18 protein-coding genes are annotated in these 20,468 nt (G+C 59.9%); 10 read left to right on the top strand and 8 right to left on the bottom strand.

All coding sequences use genetic code 11. The features are described 5' to 3' along the window. The first annotated feature begins 68 nt into the window (after positions 1-68). A complete protein-coding gene (locus tag BN3544_RS07115) occupies positions 69-1,265 on the top strand; it encodes a site-specific integrase (RefSeq protein WP_231733913.1) in 1,197 nt (398 codons plus the stop codon). Between the two features lie 27 nt (positions 1,266-1,292). Here BN3544_RS07115 and BN3544_RS07110 read toward each other — a convergent pair whose 3' ends face one another. The 4 genes from BN3544_RS07110 to BN3544_RS07095 all read right to left on the bottom strand — a co-directional run bounded on the left by BN3544_RS07110 (position 1,293) and on the right by BN3544_RS07095 (position 5,376). Continuing rightward, complete coding sequence (locus BN3544_RS07110) at positions 1,293-2,294, bottom strand: Bug family tripartite tricarboxylate transporter substrate binding protein (protein WP_019429841.1); 1,002 nt, start codon at positions 2,292-2,294, stop codon at positions 1,293-1,295. Positions 2,295-2,368: 74 nt separating this feature from the next. Next, positions 2,369-3,865, bottom strand: a complete 1,497-nt coding sequence (locus BN3544_RS07105; protein ID WP_019429840.1) for a tripartite tricarboxylate transporter permease — start codon at positions 3,863-3,865, stop codon at positions 2,369-2,371. A 75-nt stretch (positions 3,866-3,940) separates the two neighbouring features. Further along, positions 3,941-4,405: a tripartite tricarboxylate transporter TctB family protein gene (locus tag BN3544_RS07100; RefSeq protein WP_019429839.1), complete on the bottom strand. Its 465-nt coding sequence runs from the start codon at positions 4,403-4,405 to the stop codon at positions 3,941-3,943. Beyond that, the gene (locus tag BN3544_RS07095) at positions 4,402-5,376 is read right to left on the bottom strand and encodes a tripartite tricarboxylate transporter substrate binding protein (protein WP_026036624.1); all 975 of its coding nucleotides are present in this window, start codon (positions 5,374-5,376) and stop codon (positions 4,402-4,404) included. The genes BN3544_RS07100 and BN3544_RS07095 overlap by 4 nt, the downstream gene beginning before the upstream one ends. 112 nt (positions 5,377-5,488) lie before the next feature. Here BN3544_RS07095 and BN3544_RS07090 point away from each other — a divergent pair, with 112 nt between their 5' ends. Further along, the gene (locus BN3544_RS07090) at positions 5,489-6,208 is read left to right on the top strand and encodes a response regulator transcription factor (protein WP_036074976.1); all 720 of its coding nucleotides are present in this window, start codon (positions 5,489-5,491) and stop codon (positions 6,206-6,208) included. 11 nt (positions 6,209-6,219) lie between these two features. Continuing rightward, on the top strand, positions 6,220-7,617 hold the full coding sequence (locus BN3544_RS07085) for a sensor histidine kinase (RefSeq protein WP_019429836.1): 1,398 nt from the start codon (positions 6,220-6,222) through the stop codon (positions 7,615-7,617). Between the two features lie 131 nt (positions 7,618-7,748). On the opposite strand, the gene BN3544_RS07080 is transcribed toward BN3544_RS07085, so the two are convergent. Together BN3544_RS07080 and zwf are read right to left on the bottom strand one after the other, a co-directional pair. Then, a complete protein-coding gene (locus BN3544_RS07080) occupies positions 7,749-8,594 on the bottom strand; it encodes a MurR/RpiR family transcriptional regulator (RefSeq protein ID WP_019429835.1) in 846 nt (281 codons plus the stop codon). Positions 8,595-8,609: 15 nt separating this feature from the next. Then, complete coding sequence (zwf, locus tag BN3544_RS07075) at positions 8,610-10,073, bottom strand: glucose-6-phosphate dehydrogenase (RefSeq protein ID WP_019429834.1); 1,464 nt, start codon at positions 10,071-10,073, stop codon at positions 8,610-8,612. 173 nt (positions 10,074-10,246) lie between these two features. On the opposite strand from zwf, the gene tal reads away from it, so the two are divergent. The 7 genes from tal to BN3544_RS07035 all read left to right on the top strand — a co-directional run bounded on the left by tal (position 10,247) and on the right by BN3544_RS07035 (position 18,227). Further along, positions 10,247-11,194, top strand: coding sequence for a transaldolase (tal, locus tag BN3544_RS07070; RefSeq protein ID WP_019429833.1), 948 nt, complete (start codon positions 10,247-10,249; stop codon positions 11,192-11,194). 2 nt (positions 11,195-11,196) lie between these two features. Further along, on the top strand, positions 11,197-12,732 hold the full coding sequence (pgi, locus tag BN3544_RS07065; protein ID WP_019429832.1) for a glucose-6-phosphate isomerase: 1,536 nt from the start codon (positions 11,197-11,199) through the stop codon (positions 12,730-12,732). A gap of 633 nt (positions 12,733-13,365) precedes the next feature. After that, positions 13,366-14,790, top strand: coding sequence for a TolC family protein (locus BN3544_RS07055; RefSeq protein WP_019429830.1), 1,425 nt, complete (start codon positions 13,366-13,368; stop codon positions 14,788-14,790). 2 nt (positions 14,791-14,792) lie between these two features. Beyond that, on the top strand, positions 14,793-16,235 hold the full coding sequence (locus BN3544_RS07050; protein WP_019429829.1) for a multicopper oxidase family protein: 1,443 nt from the start codon (positions 14,793-14,795) through the stop codon (positions 16,233-16,235). 78 nt (positions 16,236-16,313) lie between these two features. After that, the gene (locus BN3544_RS07045) at positions 16,314-16,814 is read left to right on the top strand and encodes a cupredoxin domain-containing protein (protein WP_019429828.1); all 501 of its coding nucleotides are present in this window, start codon (positions 16,314-16,316) and stop codon (positions 16,812-16,814) included. 11 nt (positions 16,815-16,825) lie between these two features. Next, positions 16,826-17,590, top strand: a complete 765-nt coding sequence (locus tag BN3544_RS14545) for a DUF411 domain-containing protein (protein ID WP_019429827.1) — start codon at positions 16,826-16,828, stop codon at positions 17,588-17,590. 91 nt (positions 17,591-17,681) lie between these two features. Beyond that, positions 17,682-18,227, top strand: coding sequence for an acyloxyacyl hydrolase (locus BN3544_RS07035; protein ID WP_156417351.1), 546 nt, complete (start codon positions 17,682-17,684; stop codon positions 18,225-18,227). 130 nt (positions 18,228-18,357) lie between these two features. Here BN3544_RS07035 and groL read toward each other — a convergent pair whose 3' ends face one another. Both groL and groES read right to left on the bottom strand, forming a co-directional pair. Beyond that, positions 18,358-20,004 (bottom strand): chaperonin GroEL, encoded by a 1,647-nt coding sequence (groL, locus tag BN3544_RS07030; protein WP_019429825.1) that lies wholly within the window; start codon positions 20,002-20,004, stop codon positions 18,358-18,360. Positions 20,005-20,092: 88 nt separating this feature from the next. After that, complete coding sequence (gene groES / locus BN3544_RS07025) at positions 20,093-20,380, bottom strand: co-chaperone GroES (RefSeq protein WP_019429824.1); 288 nt, start codon at positions 20,378-20,380, stop codon at positions 20,093-20,095. Positions 20,381-20,468 lie beyond the last annotated feature (88 nt).

The raw sequence follows: 20,468 nt of genomic DNA, 5'->3' as shown, positions 1-20,468 counted from the left end.
ATTTGGTTGGAGAATGTGGTAACTCACCTCTTCTTGTTCTTCACGAAAACAAGCCGGCTTTTTATGTGGTGCCCGTCAAAAGTTGGGATTTGATGGGTGTGCGCGCCAAAACCCAGGGCGGCATCGAGGTCGGCCAGCAAGCCGTGGCTCAAGCCCCCGCGCTCGTCTTGGACAAGCCGCGTCAAAGTCTCAAGGCTGATCCGATTGGGGCCTTTGCCACAGACCAGCGGAGCTTTGAGAAGAAAAACAACTTCAATTTCATCGCTGAGAAATTATTGGACACCGAGTGGGAGCGTGTCGGTCGTGGCGAGTTGAGTGCCGCATCGGTAGGAATTCAGAAAAACAGACTCGAAGCCCATGTGTTGCCGTTTTTCAGATACGTTGCCCCCACCCAAGTGACGCATGTGGATCTGGACGGTTTTGTGTCGCGCTTGACGCAACACCAGCTCAGCTCCACCACCGTTTCTCAGTATCTGGTGCTGGTCAGAAAGTTGCTGAAGCTGGCGGTTCGTCAAGGCTTGTTGAAAGAGGTGCCTGAATTTCCGCGCATCAAGGTGATCACCAAGCCGCGATCGATGTTGTCTTTGCTGGAATACCGTAAGTTGGCGCATACGGCACTGAAAATGTCCCGATCGGGTGTGCAGGCCCCACCGCTCAAATCGTCAGATGGGCATCGGGATCGGTTTTGGGTTGCACCCAGAAATATGTTGTTGGCCCCCGATATGTTTTGGGTCATCCGCTTCATGGTGAACAGTTTTTTCAGGCCCGGTGACTTGCGGCAACTGAAGCACAAACACGTCACCGTGGTGCGGGGTGAGTCGGTTTATTTGCGCTTGAATCTTCCCGAGACCAAGAAGCACGACAAACCGATGGTGACGATGCAAGCGGCGGTCCATGTGTACGAGTCGGCGTTGCGCCACGCCAAAGCGCAGGGGTTTGGGCAGCCAGATGATTTTGTGTTCTTGCCGGCCGAAAAAGACCGGAACTACGCACTGGCGGTGCTCGGTTTTTGGTTCAAGTGGGTCATGCGTGAGGCTGGTTTGCCCACAACAGATGACAACAACCGACCCCGAACGCTTTATTGTTTGCGGCACACTTCCATCATGTTCCGTCTGTTGTACGGGCAGGGCATTGATATGTTGACCTTGGCCCGCAATGCCAGAACTTCGGTGCAGATGATTGAGCGGTTTTATGCCTCGACTTTGGATGGCGAAATGAATGTGTCGATGATCCAAAGTCGACGCAGCAAGAAGAAAAGCACTTGAACTCAGTGCAAATTCAGCGCGTATGCATCAACCCGGTTTGATGTCTGCTTTGATCACCACTTCTTTCCAGCGCGATTGTTCGCGGGCAATAAAGGCCCCGTATTCGCTGGCAGGGCCGCCGCCTGCAATGGCGCTTTCGGCCGCGTACTTGGCGATGACGTCGGGTGATTTCATGGCTTTTGCGCACTCTTGCTGCAGTTTGAGCAAAATTTCGGGTGGTGTGCCTGCGCGTGCGGTGATGCCGTACCACTGCACGGTTTCAAAGTCTTTGTAGCCCAGCTCGGCCACTGTTGGCACATCAGGCAAGACCGAAATGCGTTCGCGCGTGCCCACCGCAATGCAGCGCAGCGTGCCGCTTTTGATGTGGGGCAACAAAGCAGGTGTGCCCGCCGAAAACAACTGTATGCGGCCTGCCAGAACGTCGTTGAGGGCTGGGCCGGTGCCCCGGTAGGGGATGTGCGTGATGAACATGCCGGTGGCCAGCTTGAGCGCTTCCATGGCCAAATGGCCCGCGCTGGCGTTGCCTGCTGAAGCGTAGTTCAGCTGGCCGGGCCGTGACTTGACATAGGCTACCAAGGACTTCATGTCGGTGGCGGGCACGTCTTTGTGCACCACAAACAAGCTGGGCACGCGCGACAGCAGGGTGACGGGCACAAAATCTTTGTTTACGTCGTAGCCGCTGTCGGGGTAAATCAGGGGGTTGACCGCCATGAGACCGATGTGACTCATGACGATGGTGTAGCCATCAGCAGGCATGCGCATGACTTCTTGCATGGCGGGCACGCCGCCGCCGCCGCCTTTGTTGTCGATGACGAAGGCAACCCCCATTTGTTTGGTCAACTCAGCCGCGATGGTGCGTGCCACGATGCTGGAGGTGCCGCCCGGTGCGAACGGCACGATCCAGCGGATGGGTTTGTTGGGCCAGGCCGATTGCGCATGACCAGACACCCCCGTGGCCGCCAAGCCCGCCGCGCCCATCCACTTGAGGTAGTCACGGCGTTGGATGAGGGCGGAATCTTGTTCGTTCATGTCTCAGACCTTGTGAAAATTTAACCACTGATCACAACAAAAATGCGCACGTTTTCAAAGAGGGTTTTTACGGATCAAGAGGACGTCTTGGCGCGAAACAGTCGCCAAAGCGCGGGCCCGATCAGCAGCAGCGCGGCAATGGCCATCAAGCTGCCCGACAGCGGTCGGGTGAAGAACGTAGACCATTCGCCTTGGCTGATGGTCAGGGCCTGCCGCATGGACTGTTCACCCAGTGGCGCGAGGATCAGGCCGACGATCAGGGGCGCAGCCGGAAAGTCAAAGCGCCGCATGATGTAGCCCAGCAGGCCGAACACGAACAGCAAGCCCACGTTGAACACCGAGTTGCCTGCGCCATAAACGCCTGCGGTCGAGATCACGATGATGCCGGCGTAGAGCCAAGGCGGTGGGATCTTGAGCAGCTTGACCCACAGGCTGACCAGGGGCAGGTTGAGCACCAGCAAAATCACGTTGCCAATATAGAGGCTGGCGATCAGGGTCCACACCAAGCTGCCTTGTTGGCTGAACAGTTGTGGGCCGGTCTGGATGCCGTAGCCTTCAAAGGCCGACAGCATGATGGCCGCAGTGGCCGAGGTGGGGATGCCCAAGGTGAGCAATGGCATCAGCACACCCGCTGCCGCAGCGTTGTTGGCGGCTTCGGGGCCCGCCACGCCTTCGATCGCGCCGTGGCCAAATTCTTCGGGGTGCTTGGAGAGTTTTTTCTCGGTGTAATAGGACAGCAAGGTGGGCAATTCGGCACCGCCTGCGGGCATGGCCCCAATGGGGAAGCCAAAAAGGGCGCCTCGGAACCAGGGTTTCCAAGAGCGTGACCAGTCACTCTTGCTCATCCACAGGCTGCCCGTCAATTTCATGACTTCGCCAGTCTTGGATTCGCGCCCTTGCCAGGCCAGATACAAGGCTTCGCCCACTGCAAACAGTCCCACCGCGGCAACAGTCACTTCGATGCCGTCGAGCAACTCAGGGCGGCCAAACGTGAAGCGGGGTTGACCTGTCTGCAAGTCAACGCCGACCATGCCCAGCATCAGGCCCAGACCCAACGTAACCAGGCCTCGCAGCATAGAGTTGCCCAGTACAGCCGACACTGCCACGACCGACACCACCATGAGGCTGAAGTATTCGGCCGGGCCAAAAGCCAGCGCGGCCTCAACCACCCAAGGGGCGACAAAGGTCAAGGCCAGCGTGCCGATGGTGCCGGCCACAAAACTGCCGATGGCCGCAGTGGCCAGTGCTTGGCCAGCACGCCCTTTGCGGGCCATTTTGTTGCCTTCGAGTGCGGTGACCACCGCCGATGATTCGCCTGGCGTGTTGAGCAAAATGGAGGTGGTGGAGCCGCCATAGGCCGCGCCGTAATAAATGCCCGCGAACATGACGAACATGCTGGTGGCGGGCACGTGGTAGGTCAGGGGCAGCAGCAAGGCGATGGTCAGGGCCGGGCCAATGCCAGGCAGCACGCCCACCAAAGTGCCGACAAAGCAACCGACGAAACCCCACATCAGGGTGGTGGGTTGCAGGGCATTGGCAAAGCCACCCATCAGAGCGTTAAAAGCTTCCATGAGGTATCCGATCGAAAAACGTGAAACGTCGAGGCTGAGTGCTCAGAACTCAGCGTTAAGCGGGCCAGGCCCGCGTCAAATCAACCAAGGCAGTGCAGGGCCCAAGCCCACACCCAACAGTTGGGCAAAGACAAACCAGAACGTGCTGGCAATGACCGCGCAAATGCCGGCCGACTTGAGGTTCAGTGGGGCATCGAAAGCACGGGCAACGCCCATGCCGCACAAGGTGCCGGGAATCACAAAACCCAGTGGTGTCACCAGCGCAATGAATGCCACGCCGCCGCCCAGCAAGCTGAGCACGCGGGCATTCGCGCCGGGCAGGGGCGATTGGTCCGGAGCCTGGCTTTCGTCAGCTTGTCTGCCGCGCCAGGCGCTGATGCCATAAAGCACGGCGAACACGCTGAGCGCGGCCACGATCACACCCGGGGCCAGCACAGGGCCCACGGTCATCTGCATCAACGATTCAGGAATGACCGTGACCTGCCAGGCGGCCACCCCGCACAGGGCGACCAACAAAAGGGCAACATGAAAAGGTGTCATGCCAGACCCAGCTCTTTCATCAAGACGATTTTTTCTTCGATGTCTTTGGCCAAGTCACGCTCAAACGGGCGCTCGGTCATGAAGGCGTCGGTCCATTTGCGTGTTTCCAGTTCTTGACGCCACTGGGCCGATGCGTTGAGTTTGGTGACGAAGTCGATCATGGCTTCGCGCTGAGCGGCCGAGATGCCGGGAGGCGCAAACACGCCGCGCCAGTTGGATTCGGTGACGTTGACGCCCAACTCGGTCAGGGTGGGCACGCTGACACCCGGGATGCGGCGCTTGCCCGACACGGCCAATGGGATCATGCGGCCGGCTTTGATTTGCTCTTCGAACTCAGACCAGCCCGAAATGCCCGCGGTGACCTGGCCGCCCAGGATGGCCGCGTTGGCGGGGCCACCACCGGCAAACGCCACATAGGCGGCTTCGCGGGGGTTTTTGCCCAAGGCTTTGATGAGCATGCCCAAGATCAGGTGGTCGGTGCCGCCAGCGCTGCCGCCTGCGACCGACACGGCCTTGGGGTTGGCCTTGATGGCCGCTTCCAAGTCTTTCCAGGACTTGATCTTGCCGTTGGCAGGCACCACGATCACGCCGGCTTCTTCGGTCAGGCGGGCGATGGCTGTGACGTCTTTGATGGTGACGGGGCTCTTGTTGGCGATGCCTGCGCCGATCATGACCGAGCCGCCGACCATGAGGGTGTTGCCCTGGCCTTTGCGCTGGTTCACAAAACGGGGCAGACCGACCATGCCGCCAGCGCCGCCGACGTTTTCAAATTGCATATTGCCCACCAGGCCTGCGGCCTTGGCTGCACGCTCCATGGCACGGGCAGTGCCGTCCCAGCCGCCGCCAGGTGCTGCGGGCACAAACATGTTCATGTTGGCAATCAGGGGTTTGGCCTGAGCCCATGCGGGCAGGGCCATGGACGCACCTGCGGCAGCGCTGAGGGCCAGAAAGTCGCGTTTGGACATTTGCATTTCAGTCTCCTGTGTAAAAATCAAAGCACCACTGCCAATCAGGCTGGCAGACAGCCACCATTTTGAGCTTGGGCACGGCCCCAAGCTGTCAATCACCTGTCAATTTCGTTCAGTGAATACCCTAAAGCCCCAGATCTTGTTGGTCGAAGACACGCCAGACATTTCGTTGTGGTTGGGCACGGCTTTGCGTCAAGGCGGCATGACGGTCAGTTTTGCCACCGATGGCCTGCAAGCCGACCAGTGTTTGCAGCCGGGCCATGGTTTTGACGCGGTTTTGCTCGATTTGCAGCTGCCCGGACGCGACGGCTTGAGCGTGCTGCAAGCCCTGCGCGAGCGCGGCGATGCCGTGCCGGTGCTGATTTTGACGGCCCGTGCCAGCGTGCCCGACCGGGTGTTGGGTTTGAACATGGGGGCTGACGACTATTTGCCCAAACCCTTTGATTTGAGCGAGTTGGAGGCGCGTTTGCAGGTGTTGCTGCGCCGCCATGGCCGCATCAAGCCTGCTGTGCTGCGCTGCGGACCGCTTGAGATGCAGGTCGACAGCGGTGCCGTTCAGCTCCATGGCCAGCCCTTGGCCTTGACCAAGCGCGAAGCCGCTGCGCTGCGGGTGCTGCTGGAGTCGCCGCAGCGCACGGTGAGCAAAGAGCAACTGCATGCCGACGTGTTTGCCGACGAGGCCACCGGGCTGGAGGCGGTGGAGGTGCTGATTTACCGTTTGCGCAAAAAGTTCGAGTCGGCGCTGGCCAGCGCGGCAGGCCAGCCCGAAGTCACCATCACCACGTTTCGCGGCATGGGCTACATGCTGACCCTGCCAGCGGGGCAGGCCGTTTGAGCAAGAGCCCCATGCCTGCCAGCCGATTCAAAGCGGTCGCCTCTTTGCGCAGGCGCTTGCTGAGTTGGATCTTGTGGCCTTTGATGGGCTTGATCGGGGTGAACGCCTGGGTGGGCTATGGCAATGCGGTGCAAGCGGCCAACGAAGCCTACGACCGTTCTTTGTACTTGGCGGCCCGCACCTTGGCCGAAGAGCTGGAGTGGCGCGATGGCCGCTTGCAATTGGATGTGCTCAAAGCGGCTGGCTATCTGTTTGAAAATCACACAGGTTCGCGCCTGTTTTACAAGGTCACCTCGGTCGGGGGACAGTGGTTGGCCGGCGATGCCGCGCTGCCCAGCGCCCCTGTGCGTGACAAATCGGCGGTCAAGTACTTTGCCTTGGTTCAGTTTGACGATGGCGTGTACCTGAACCAGCCCGTGCGTCTGGCCGAGCTGACCCACGTCATGGAAGAGACGGGGCCGGCCGAGGCGCTCATCAAGATCACCGTGGCCGAAACCATGGAAGCGCGGCAACAACTCATTCAGCATATTTTGTGGGACACCTTGGGCAGCCAAGGTTTGTTGCTCTTGGCCGCTGCGCTGTTGGTGGTGTTGGGCGTGCAGCGCGGGATTCGGCCACTGGAGGCGTTTCGCCAACAACTGGCGCACAAAGCAGATGACGATTTTTCGCCCATTCAGCCGCCCGATTTGCCACGCGAGTTGCGTCCGCTGATCGACACGCTCAACAGCTACCTGGAGCGACTGGGACGGCTGATCGATATTCGCAAACGTTTTTTGGACAACGCGGCGCACCAACTGCGCACGCCCTTGACCGCCCTGAAAACCCAGCTGGCATTGGCGCAGCGCAACGCCGAGCCTGAGCAGGCGCAAGCCTTGATGTCGGCCGCACGCCAAACCACCGACGACGCGGTGCGCTTGACCGAACAACTGCTGGCCATGACCCGTGTCGAGCACGCCCGCGAAATGCACAGCCCCCAAACCGTGGATGTGGTGGCGCTGGCCAAGCGGGTGACGCAAGAGCATTTGATGCGTGCCCACCAATTGGGCGATGACCTGGGGCTGGAGTTGCAAGTGGCCCAATGCGAGGTGCACGGCGTGGACTTGTTGCTGCACGAGGCCTTGAGCAATTTGATCGACAACGCCATTCACCACGGGCCTGCGGGCACGCAGATCACGGTGCGGGTGGGCGCGCACTGGTTTGAAGTGGAAGACGATGGTCCGGGCATCGCGCCAGAGCACCAAGCACATGTGTTCGAGCGCTTTTACCGCGCCGCGCCTTCGGGCTTGTCGGGCAGTGGTTTGGGTTTGGCCATCGTGAAAGAAATCGCCAGCCAGCACGGTGCCCAAGTCAGTGTGCGCAGCCCAGTGCACGGCGGCTGCGGCACCGCAATACGCCTCAGCTGGGCATAACGCCTTCGCTGCGCATGGTTACCCGGTCGAGCCGGGTATGACAAGTGCTTGTGCTGGGTATGGCAAGTGCTTGTGCTGGGTATGACCAATTTGTCACCCCCGACTTGATCGGGGGTCCATGCCCTTTGCGGTCAGGTGTAGCGTTTGCTGCGCAGGTTGTTCTTCATGTCGCGCAAATTGGGTTGCAGTTCTTCGCCAATGCGCAGGGCCACTGTGGTGGCCAAAATGTCGATGATCAGCAAGTGCAACAGACGCGAGACCATGGGGCTGTATTTGTCGTAGCCCTCGGGGTGGTCGGCTGTCAGGTGGATGTGCCCGGCACTGGCCAAGGGTGAGCCGCTGGCGGTGATGACAATGGTGGTCGCACCTTGCTTTTTGGCGATGTCGCAGGCGTCCATCAGGTCACGGGTGCGGCCCGAGTTGGAGATGATCACAGCGCAGTCGCCCGGCTTGAGCATCGAGGCGCTCATGACTTGCATGTGGCCGTCGCTGTAGGCAATGGCATTCACGCCCAGGCGAAAGAATTTGTGCTGTGCGTCTTGCGCCACGATGCCGGAGTTGCCCACGCCATAAAACTCGATGCGTCGGTTGGTCTTTTGGGTCGCGGCCAGGGCTTGGGCAGCGTGCTCTAAAGCAAACGAGCTGGCGTCGTTGCGGTACTTCAAAAACGCCGCCACCGTGTTGTCGATCACCTTGACCGCGATGTCGCTGGTTTTGTCGTCCACGTCCACACTGCGGTGGATGAAGGGCACGCCTTCGCTCACGCTGCCGGCCAGTTTGAGTTTGAAGTCCGACAGGCCGTCGTAGCCCATGCTGCGGCAAAAGCGCACCACAGTCGGTTTGCTCACATGCGAGCGATCGGCCAGTTCGGTGACCGGCAAGTTGGCAAAAGCCCGAGGATCGGCCAGCACCAGCTTGCCCACACGTTGCTCGGCCGGGGCCAGGGAGGGCAAAGAAGCCTTGATTCGTTCGAGCATGGTGTGTCTTTCGGTTTAAATTTCTTCGGACCAGCAAAAGCCGTCGCGCGCAATCATCGCGCTCGATGCGCTCGGGCCCCAGGTGCCTGCGGCGTAAGGGCGTGGGCCGATGGTGTCGTTTTTCCAGTGTTGCAGGATCGGCTCGACCCAGCGCCAAGCTTCTTCTTGTTCGTCGCTGCGCACGAACAGGTTCAGGCGGCCATCGAGCACGTCGAGCAGCAGGCGTTCGTAAGCGCCCACGCGCTGGCTGCCAAAGCGCTTGTCAAAGTCCAGATCCAGGTGCACCGGGCTCAGGGTGGCACCGCTGCTGCCTTCGCCGCGCTTGCTTTGGCCTTGCGCAAACAGGTGCAGCTCCAGCCCGTCCTTGGGTTGCAGGTGGATGACGAGTTTGTTGGCATGTCCCACTGGGCTCTTGAAAATCTCGTGCGGCGTCTGGCGGAAATTGATCTCGATGTGCGCCTCGCGTGAGGCCATGCGCTTGCCGGTACGGATATAAAACGGCACGCCCGCCCATCGCCAGTTGGCGATCTCGGTGCGCAGCGCCACAAAGGTCTCGGTGCCGCTGCTGGGGTTCACGCCGGGCTCCTCGCGGTAGCCGGCCACAGCATGGCCAAAGACGTTGCCCGCGCTGTATTGGCCCCGGATCACATGCTGGCTGAGCGTTTCGGGTGTCCAGCGTTTCAGGGCGCGAAGCACCTTGAGTTTTTCGTCGCGAATCGCGTCGGCATGGGCGTTGATGGGCGGCTCCATGGCGATCGCGCACAGCAGTTGCAGCGCATGGTTTTGCACCATGTCGCGCAGTGCGCCGGTGGTCTCGTAAAAGCCACCGCGTTTTTCTACGCCCAGCTCTTCGGACATGGTGATCTGGATGTTGGCAATGTGCTCGCGCCGCCACAGGGGTTCAAACAGGGCGTTGCCAAAGCGCATGGCAAACAGGTTTTGCACCGCAGGTTTGCCCAGATAGTGGTCGATGCGGAAGATCTGCTGCTCTTTGAAGACCTTGCCCACCGCTTCGTTGATGGCGCGGTTGGAGGCCAGGTCGTGGCCCAGCGGCTTTTCGAGCACGATGCGGGTCTTGGGCGTGTTCAGCCCGTTGGCGGCCAGTTGCTCGCACACCGTGGTGAACAAGCTGGGCGCGGTGGACAAATACATCACCACGTTGTCGGTTTCGCGTTCGGCCAAGCGGGCTGACAGCATGGCGTATGCCTCTGGTTTGGACAAGTCCATGCGCACGTAGCACAGCATGCTGGCAAAGCGGGCAAATTCTTCAGGGTTGGGGCGCTTGTCACCTTCGACCTGTTCAAAGCGCGACTGGATTTGCTGGCGGTATTGTTCGTCCGTCAGGTCGTCGCGGCCCACGCCGATGATGCGACCGCCTTCGGGCAGGGTGTCGTGTCGGAAGGCCTGAAACAAGGCAGGCATGAGTTTGCGCCAGACCAGATCGCCCGTGCCGCCAAAGAAAACAAGATCAAAAGCCATGATGTTCTTGAGTTACATGAAAAATTGATTTGTAATGTAACTTTGTTTCACGGATAATTCAAGCCAGCTTTCAAATACCCGACAAATATTTCATCTGCAGGCATGCCGCTGTTGCAGCAGCAATCACCCTGACGGAGGTTTGTCCCCCTTTTTGCCAACTTGTACGCAACGCCATGAACCAACTCGACGCTCTCAAACAATTCACCACCGTGGTGGCCGATACCGGTGACTTCAAGCAATTGGCCCAGTTTCAGCCGCAAGACGCGACGACCAACCCGTCGCTGATCCTCAAGGCGGTGCAAAAGCCCGAATATGCGCCCTTGTTGACCGAGTCTGTGGCGGCCCACCGTGGCCAGCCGCTGGACGTGGTGATGGACCATTTGCTGGTGCGTTTTGGCTGCGAAATATTGAAGACCATTCCCGGCCGTGTCTCGACCGAAGTGGACGCTCGCCTGAGCTTTGACACCGCCGCCACCGTGGCGCGGGCCCGCCGCATCATGGCGCTTTACGAGGCGCAAGGCATTGGGCGTGAGCGCGTGTTGATCAAGATCGCCTCGACTTGGGAAGGCATTCAGGCCGCAGCCGAGCTGGAGCGCGAAGGCATCCGCTGCAACCTGACGCTGTTGTTCGCGTTTTGCCAGGCCGTGGCCTGTGGCCAAGCCAAAGTGCAGCTGATCTCGCCTTTTGTGGGCCGCATTTACGACTGGTACAAAAAGACCGCTGGCGCTGCTTGGGACGAGGCTGCCAAGTCGGGCGCGAACGACCCCGGTGTGCAGTCGGTGCGGGCCATCTTCAACCATTACAAGAAACACGGCATTGCCACCGAAGTCATGGGCGCGTCGTTTCGCAACGTGGGCCAGATCACGGCTTTGGCCGGTTGCGATTTGCTGACCATCAGCCCTGAGCTGTTGGCCCAGCTGGCCGCCACCGATGCGCCTTTGGGCCTGGCACTCGATGCCGCTGCCGCGAAAACGATGGACTTGCCCGCGATGGCTTATGACGAAGCTTCGTTCCGCCTGGCGCTGAACGAAGACGCGATGGCCACCGAGAAGCTGGCCGAAGGCATCCGAGCCTTCTGTGCCGATGCGGTCAAGTTGGAAGACATGATGAAGAAGGCCTGAACATGCGTTGTGACCAAACCCCGGCTTGGAAGGCCTTGCAGGCCCACGCGGGCCACTTTGCCGACTTTGATTTGCGCAGCGCTTTTGCCGCCGATGCGCAACGTGCCGATACCCTGAGCCAGCAAGCGGCCCATGTGTTCGCCGATTTGTCTAAAAACCATGTGGATGCCGCCACCGAAGCGCTGCTGCAAGAGCTGGCGCGCCAAACCGGTTTGACCGCGCACCGCGATGCCATGTTTCGGGGTGAGCACATCAACCACACCGAAGACCGGCCTGTGATGCATTGGTTGCTGCGGCAACCCGAGGGCTCTTTGGCTGGCCCATTGGCCGAGCCCTTGAAGCTGGTGCACGGCACCCTGAAGCCCATGCTGGCTTACGCTGAGCAAATTCGCGCCGACGCTCAGATCACCGATGTGGTGAACATCGGCATTGGGGGCTCCGACTTGGGGCCGCAAATGGCGGTGCTGGCGCTGCAGGACTTTGTGCTGCCGGGCAAGCGCTTTCACTTTGTTTCGAATGTGGACGGACATGAACTGGCCGCTGTGCTCAAGGGCTTGAAGGCTGAGAACACGCTGTTCTTGATCGCATCGAAAACCTTCACCACCACCGAAACCATGACCAACGCCCGTTCGGCTTTGCAGTGGTTTCGGGCACAAGGCGGCCACGATGTGGCCCGCCACTTTGCCGCGCTCACCACCAACGTGGCGGCTGCAGCCGAGTTCGGCATCAGCACCACCTTTGGCTTTTGGGATTGGGTGGGCGGTCGCTATTCCATGTGGTCGGCCATTGGCTTGCCAGTAGCCATTGCCATCGGCGCTCAGGGCTTCAAAGAACTGCTGGCGGGCGCACATGCGATGGACCAGCACTTTCAGACCGCACCACCAGAGGCCAATTTGCCTGTGCGTTTGGGCCTGCTGGATGTTTGGTACCGCAACTTTTTGAACTACACCAGCCGCTCGATTGCGCCCTACCACAGCGCTTTGCGACGCGTGCCTGCGTATTTGCAACAGCTCGAGATGGAGAGCAACGGCAAGCGTGTGGACCGCAATGGCCAAGCGCTGCCTTATGGCACTTCGCCGGTGTTGTGGGGCGAGCCGGGCACCAACGGGCAGCACGCTTATTTTCAGATGCTGCACCAGGGCACCGACGTGGTGCCGCTGGAGTTCATCGCCGTGAAAAAGCCCACGCACAGCCTGAAAGACCACCACGAATTGTTGCTGGCCAATGTGATCGCGCAGGCGCAGGCCCTGATGTTAGGCAAGGACGACGAGGGCGGGCACAAGCACTTCACGGGCAACCGGCCCAGCACGTTTTTGTTGCTTGATGAGTTGACCCCCGCCAGCTTGGGCGCATTGATTGCCCTGCAAGAACACCGCGTGTTCGTCAGCGGCTCGGTCTGGGGCATCAACAGTTTTGACCAATGGGGTGTGGAGCTGGGCAAAGTGCTGGCCAAAGACATCCATGCCCGCATCGTGTCGGGTGACGCGACGGGGCTGGACGCTTCGACGGCAGCTTTGTTGCAGCGCTTGCGTGCTTGAGCGCGGGGGGCATACCCCCGCCGCCCTGTTTTAGCCCTATCTTTGCCGCGTCACGGCCGACTGCACGCCTTTGTTTGAATCGAGGATTCGAGGCGTTCATGGGGTGCCAGCACCAAGGCCTTGTGGCTTGGGTCTGCACGGGCGGCAGGTGTTCGCTTATGATCAAAAGATGCGCCGCTTTTTTCTTTGTTTCCTGCTTTGTCTGATGCCCTTGCGGCTGTGGGCCGGGGCTTGGATGACGATGCCAGAAAGCAGCGCGCATCACCTGCCAACACAGGTTCATGCCAGCGCCATGCCACAGGCTGGGCTTGAGGCGCAGGCGGCCCACGACTGCCATGAAAGCATGGCACCGTCTCAGGCTGCGAGTGATGACGCCCATCCCCGAGCCGATTGCCATGATGCGACTTGTCAGCTCTGTGGCGTGTGCCATCAAAGCGCCAGCTTGGCCTGGTGGCCACTGGTGTTGCCCGTGTTTCAGTCTCACCCACTGCCCATCGGTGAGACACGACAACCTGCAGGCCAGGCAATTTCGCCGCTCATCAAACCCCCGATTTCCTGAGTTTCACGCCACAGTTGCGTCTGCTTGCCACTGAGGCAAGCAGGTGCCGTGTTCGTTTCGTTCAGGAAATCGGTATGAAGATGTTTATCAAACGCATGCAGGGTGCATCAACCCTGCTCGCTGCCTTGCTGACGGTCATGGGGCCCAAAGCCATGGCGCAAACCCACAGTGAGCCTGCCCACAGCCATGGGCACACGGCACCGCCCGCTGTCCCGTTTGCTGCTCCGTCATCGGGTCGTGAAGGCAATGCCCCGTTGAGTTGGCAGGATGCCAACCAGGCGGTGGGCCAGTTTCCGCGTGGCCATGCAGATTTGCTGCGCTGGGAGAAAAACAACACGCCGCAGACACAGGATGTGCCTGCAACTTCTGAGGCCGGTCAGCTGACGCTGGCACGTGCCATCCGTTTGGCCTTGCAAGAAGAGGCGAAGTGGCTCAAACCCGGCATGAGTGCCTTAGAGCAGGCCCAAGTGCGCCAGCAAGCGGCGGCTTTGCGCTGGCAAGTGCAAAAGTTGTGGGTCGATGCGGTGGTCAGCCGCCAGTCGGTCGCGCTCAGCCGTGACATTGTGGCAGTGGCAGAAGCCGGGGCCGAGTTGGGCCAACGCATGGCGCAGGTGGGCAACTGGAGTCGTGCACGCCAAATCCAGGAAGAGCTGCCGCTGTGGGAGGCCCGCACACGCTTGGACAAAGCCCAGCTGCAAGCTGAGCGCACAAGTCACGCGCTGTGGCAACGCGTCGGTGCTGGTATGACGGTGCAAGCGATGGCGCAGCAGCTGCCCTTGCACTTGCCCAAGCAGCTGCCGGAAAGAGCGTCGGAGAACATGTCTCAGCAAATGCCGCAGCAAGTGCCTGATCTGGCGACATCGGGTGCGCTTGAGGTGCCAGCGCTTGGCCCGCTGGCCGATGTGGCGGCCTTGCAGGCGCAGGCACTCCGGGCGAATTTGCGCTGGGCTTTGGACGACCTGCAGGCCCAACGCCTGATGGCGGGCCTGGGGCTGAACGCAGCCGACTTGCAAGCGGCCGAAGCAGCCCTGATCGCGCAGTCCGGGCAGGCTGGCCAGGATGCGCCCTTATGGAACCCGCGCACCCTTCGCTGGGGCCACGAGGTGGAGGCCGCTTGGCAAGCGCGCCGACAGGCCGATCGCCTGGCACGGCAGATTCGGGCCGATGTGCAAGTGGCGGTGACCGCTTTGCAGGTGGCCCGGCAGACGGCGCACAACACGCAGGCCGAAGTGCTGCGTTTGCACACCGAGCTCTTGCAAGAAACCGGGCTGCGTTACAACGGCATGCTCAAAAGCACGTGGGACTTGCTGGCCGGTGCCCGCACCCGCATCGACAGCGTGGACGCGGCCTTGCAAGCGCAGCGCCAGGCTTGGTTGGCTCAGGCCGATCTGGCCGCTGTGCTGGCTGGCTTGCCTTATGCGCCGGGCACCGATGCCGCTGACGCGTCCCAATCCACCAACCCCACCAAACCCACCAACCCCAACACCGCAGGACATTGACCATGCAACGCCGAGATTTTTTTCACAAAGCCATGGCCGCCGCAGGCAGCGTGGCCGGTACCGTGGCAGGGGCTGCTGTCGCCACCACCGCTGTCAGCCGCAGCGCATTGGCCGCCTTGCCCGAGCCCGTCATTCAGACCCGCCCCAACACCGCGCCGCCTTGGACCCCCCCGGGCGTGACGGGCGCAGGGCGTCCCTACAAGCCGGTGGTCACCCTGAACGGCTGGACTTTGCCCTTTCGCATGAAGGACGGCGTGAAAGAGTTCCACCTGGTGGCCGAGCCGGTGGTGCGCGAAATGGCACCGGGCTTTGTCGTGAACATGTGGGGTTACAACGGCCAAAGCCCCGGCCCGACCATCGAGGTGGTTGAGGGCGACAAGGTGCGCATTTATGTGACCAACAAATTGCCCGAGCACACCACCGTGCACTGGCACGGCCAGCGCCTGCCCAACGGCATGGACGGCGTGGGAGGCTTGAACCAAAGGCAGATTCCCGTGGGCAAAACCTGGGTTTACGAGTTTGTGGCGCGCCGCCCCGGCACCTTCATGTACCACCCGCACGCTGACGAGATGACGCAAATGGCCATGGGCATGATGGGCCTGTGGATCACCCACCCCAAAGGCCCGCACCCGCTGATCGCCGAGGTGGACCGCGATTACGCCTTTTTGCTCAACGCGTTTGATGTGACGCCGGGTGCCAAAACGCCCAACGTCAACACCATGCTGGACCAGAACATTTGGAGCTGGAACAGCCGCGTGTTTCCGGGCATCAGCCCGCTGGTGGCACGCTTGCACGACCGTGTGCGCGTGCGTGTGGGCAACCTGACCATGACCAACCACCCGGTACACATCCATGGCATTGAGTTTGAGGTGACCGGCACCGACGGCGGCCCCGTGCCCAAAACGGCGCGCTGGCCCGAGGTGACCACCGACGTGGCGGTGGGCCAGATGCGGCAGCTGGAGTTTGTCGCTGACGAGCCCGGCGACTGGGCCATGCACTGCCACAAGAGCCACCACACCATGGGGGCCATGGGCCACGATGTGCCCACCATGATCGGTGTGGACCACCGGGGGCTGGTCCAAAAAATCGGCAAACTCATTCCCGACTACATGGTCATGGGTGAGCGCGGCATGGCCGATATGGGCGCGATGGAAATGGAGTTGCCCGCCAACACTTTCCCCATGATGACCGGCACCGGCCCTTATGGCCCGGTGGAGATGGGCGGCATGTTCACCACGCTCAAAGTGCGGGCAGAGCAAAAGCGCGGTGATTACAGTGACCCCGGCGATTACAAACAACCGGTGGGCACGCAAGCGCATGAATACACGGGCCCGGTGATGGACACGCCGCGTGCGCCGGATGCACCCGCGCCCGCCGCCGCATCTGCCCAACCTGCGGTGCCTGCTGCCAATGCACGCAAACCCGAAAGCCACAAACACCACTGAGCACGCGCCTGAGTACCTTCGCCAAGTCGGGGCTTGGGTCTTCACATTCACAATCACATTCACTCTTCAGAAATCGCCATGAACAAATCACTGACCTTTTTGTTGTTGAGCGCTGGCCTGCTGACCATGCCCGCAGCCCACGCGCATTCGCCTGCTGCCCATCAAGGCCACCATGCCAAAGCCCAGGAAGCCGCACCTGCCGAGCAAAAAGACTGGGGCATCGCAGGTGATCCGAAAAAAGCAACACGCACCATTGAGATCCGCATGACCGACGACATGCGTTTCGCGCCCAAAGAGATCCAGATCAAGCTGGGCGAGACCGTGCGATTGGTGGCAGTGAACGCGGGCAAGACGCTGCACGAGATCGTGATCGGCACGCCGTCAGAGCTGAAAGCGCATGCAGAGATGATGAAAAAGCACCCGGGTATGGAACACGACGAACCCTATATGGCGCATGTGAACGCAGGTCAGAAAGGGGCCATCGTCTGGACCTTCAACCGCGCAGGCAGCTTTGAATTTGCCTGCCTGATTCCAGGCCATTTTGAAGCCGGCATGGTCGGCCGTATCACCGTCAAATAAGGTGTAAAGCAATGACAAATTCGCAATTCACCATCCTTTCAAGACGCCAATGGCTGGCAGCCGCCGCCTTGTTGACCATCACCGGTTTTCAGCGCACCGCGCTGGCGCAGGCCAACACGGTGCAGGTCTGGAAAGACCCCAACTGCGGCTGTTGCCACTTGTGGGTAGAGCACCTGCAGGCCAGTGGTTTCAAAGTGGAGGTGCGCGACGTGGGCAACACCGCTGCCCGCAAGCGACTGGGCATGCCCGAGAAACTGGGCTCGTGCCACACCGCCACCGTGGGCGGCTACGTCATCGAGGGCCATGTGCCCGCCACCGACATCCACCGCCTGCTCAAAGAGCGGCCTGTCGCTTTGGGCTTGGCGGTTCCGGGCATGCCCATTGGCAGCCCGGGCATGGATGGCCCCGAATACAAAGGCCGCAAAGACGCTTACGACGTGTTGCTGGTGCAAAAAGACGGCAGCACCCAAAGTTTTCAACGCTACCCGGGCCAAGGCCGCATGGCGCAGCGCGGGGGCGTGCAGCGCGTAAGCGATTCGGCAGTGACCTTGCCCTGGGTCATGGCCGAAGTGCGGCGCGTGGACAAGGCGGCTGGCAAGGTGGCGCTCAAGCACGGTGAGATCCCGAATCTGGACATGCCGCCCATGAGCATGGTGTTTCAGGTGAAAACGCCTGCCCAACTCGAGGTCTTGCAAGTCGGCCAGAAGGTGCGCTTTCAGGCGGTGCAGGAAAACGGCGCTTACTGGGTGGTGCAGATCGAGGCAACGGCCCTTTGACGTTTGGCACCAAGGTACGCTGATTTTCAGGTTGGCCTGAGTTCAGTGGCTTTGATAACTGTTCTGTTGAGGCTGTTTTCGATAATCAATATTGAAAACACCAACAGAGGAGATGGATGTGCTGAACAGTGCTGCAGCCATTGGCGTTATCTTGGGATCAGCGTGGTTTGCCGCTGTGCCAGAACCCACCTCAGTCAACAAAGAAACCGTGAGCGTTTCTTACATGACCGATGTACACAACAAAGAATGGGACCTTTCCCTGACGAAAGACAAAAGCGCCATCGATGTGTCTTACCAGTCCAAGCCGACCCGCTTTTATGGCCTGCGATATGGCGCGTCTGCCATGCTGAATGCACAAGGCACTGACATGTTTGGTCCGGGCATTGGTAAAACCATCGACGTCAAAGGCTTTGACATGACGCTGTTCATTTACCCCTCTTATTCGGTCATCAAAGGCGATGACCGGGTTCGTTCACTGAGTGGGCGTTTTAACTTCCGAACCACTTTTGATGTGATGTACCGCCTCAACGCCAAGACGAAGTTGGGCATTGGCCTGATGCACATCAGCAATGGTGGCTACAAAGAGCCTAATCAAGGGCTGGAAGCGGTTCGACTGACTTTGGGACGCGACTTTTGAAGCAGGAATCAGTGGCGTTTATGACGGACTCAGCCCGTCGGCATAAAAAAAGCCCCGCAAGGCGTTCACCTTGCGGGGCTTTGTTTTGGCCGGGTGAGGGCGCAAACCCTCAGTCCGGACAGCCGGGCATTTACATGCCCATGCCGCCCATACCACCCATGCCGCCCATGTCAGGCATGCCGCCAGCGCCGGACTCTTCTTTTGGCGCTTCGGAAATCATGCACTCGGTGGTCAACATCAAAGAGGCCACAGACGCTGCGTTTTGCAAAGCAGTGCGTGTCACTTTGGTGGGATCCAGAATGCCCATTTCGATCATGTCGCCGTAGGTGTCGTTGGCGGCGTTGAAGCCGTAGTTGCCTTTGCCGGCCAACACCGCGTTCACCACCACCGATGGCTCGCCGCCAGCGTTGTACACGATCTCGCGCAGAGGCGCTTCGATGGCTTTCAACACCAGTTTGATACCAGCTTCTTGGTCAGCGTTGTCGCCTTTGATGACGCCAGCGGTTTGACGTGCACGCAGCAATGCCACGCCGCCGCCAGCCACGATGCCTTCTTCCACAGCAGCGCGGGTAGCGTGCAGGGCGTCTTCAACGCGGGCTTTCTTTTCTTTCATTTCGACTTCGGTGGCAGCGCCAACCTTGATCACGGCCACACCGCCAGCCAACTTGGCCACGCGCTCTTGCAGCTTTTCGCGGTCGTAGTCAGAAGTGGCTTCTTCGATTTGCACGCGCACTTGTTTGACGCGAGCTTCGATGTCAATAGCTGCACCAGCGCCGTCGATGATGATGGTGTTTTCTTTGCCCACTTCGATGCGCTTGGCTTGGCCCAGATCGGCCAAAGTCACTTTTTCGAGGGTCAAGCCCACTTCTTCAGCGATCACTTTGCCGCCGGTCAAGATGGCGATGTCTTCCAACATGGCTTTGCGACGGTCACCAAAGCCAGGGGCCTTGACAGCCACGACCTTCAAGATGCCGCGGATGGTGTTGACCACCAAAGTCGCCAAGGCTTCGCCTTCGACTTCTTCAGCAATGATCAACAAAGGACGGCCAGCTTTGGCAACGGCTTCCAGTGTTGGCAGCAGATCGCGGATGTTGCTGATCTTCTTGTCGAACAACAGCACGAAGGGGTTGTCCAGCAAAGCAGCTTGCTTTTCGGGGTTGTTGATGAAGTAAGGCGACAGGTAGCCGCGGTCGAACTGCATGCCTTCAACGATGTCGAGTTCGTTGTCCAAAGACTTGCCGTCTTCGACAGTGATCACGCCTTCTTTGCCCACTTTGTCCATGGCTTTGGCGATGATGTCACCGATGCTGTGGTCGCTGTTGGCAGAGATCGAGCCGACTTGGGCGATTTCTTTGGTCGTTGTGGTGGCCTTGGTGGCTTTCTTCAACTCTTCGATCAAAGCAGCAACCGCTTTGTCGATGCCGCGCTTCAGGTCCATGGGGTTCATGCCTGCAGCCACGTACTTCATGCCTTCGCGCACGATGGCTTGAGCCAACACGGTCGCAGTCGTTGTGCCGTCACCAGCGTTGTCAGACGTCTTGGAGGCGACTTCCTTGACCATCTGCGCGCCCATGTTTTGCAGCTTGTCTTTGAGTTCGATTTCCTTGGCCACGGACACACCGTCTTTGGTCACGGTAGGGGCGCCGAAAGAACGCTCCAGAACCACGTTACGGCCCTTAGGGCCCAGAGTCACTTTGACCGCGTTGGCCAAAATGTTCACGCCTTCAACCATGCGTGCGCGGGCTTCGCCGCCGAAAATTACGTCTTTTGCTGCCATTTTGATAGCTCCTAATGCTTGAAATTATTTAATCGGTTGAGGACAGGGCGAACGGGCGCTTCGCGCGTCGTTCGGACTGTCCCGCAAGTTATTCAACTACCGCGAACAGGTCTTCTTCTTTCATGACCAACAGTTCGTCGCCGTCGACTTTGACGGTCTGGCCGCTGTATTTGCCGAACAATACGCGGTCGCCGACTTTCACGGTCAAGGCTTTCAGATCGCCTTTGTCGTTGGTTTTGCCAGGGCCGACGGCCAAGACTTCACCTTGGTCTGGCTTTTCAGCAGCCGAATCGGGGATCACGATGCCCGAGGCTGTTTTGGTTTCGCTTTCGATACGCTTGACGATCACGCGATCGCCCAAAGGACGCAGTTTCATGGAATCTCCTGGATTTGAAACAAGGGTTGAAAAACAAAAGCACCTGAAAAGGGTGCTGCTGAAATCTGAGGAGAAGGGTGTTTGTTAG

The sequence above is a fragment of the Limnohabitans sp. Rim47 genome (assembly GCF_001517545.1).
Lineage (GTDB): Bacteria > Pseudomonadota > Gammaproteobacteria > Burkholderiales > Burkholderiaceae_C > Limnohabitans_A.
Note: the sequence above shows the minus strand (reverse complement) of the source record. Positions and strands in the feature narration are given on the sequence as shown.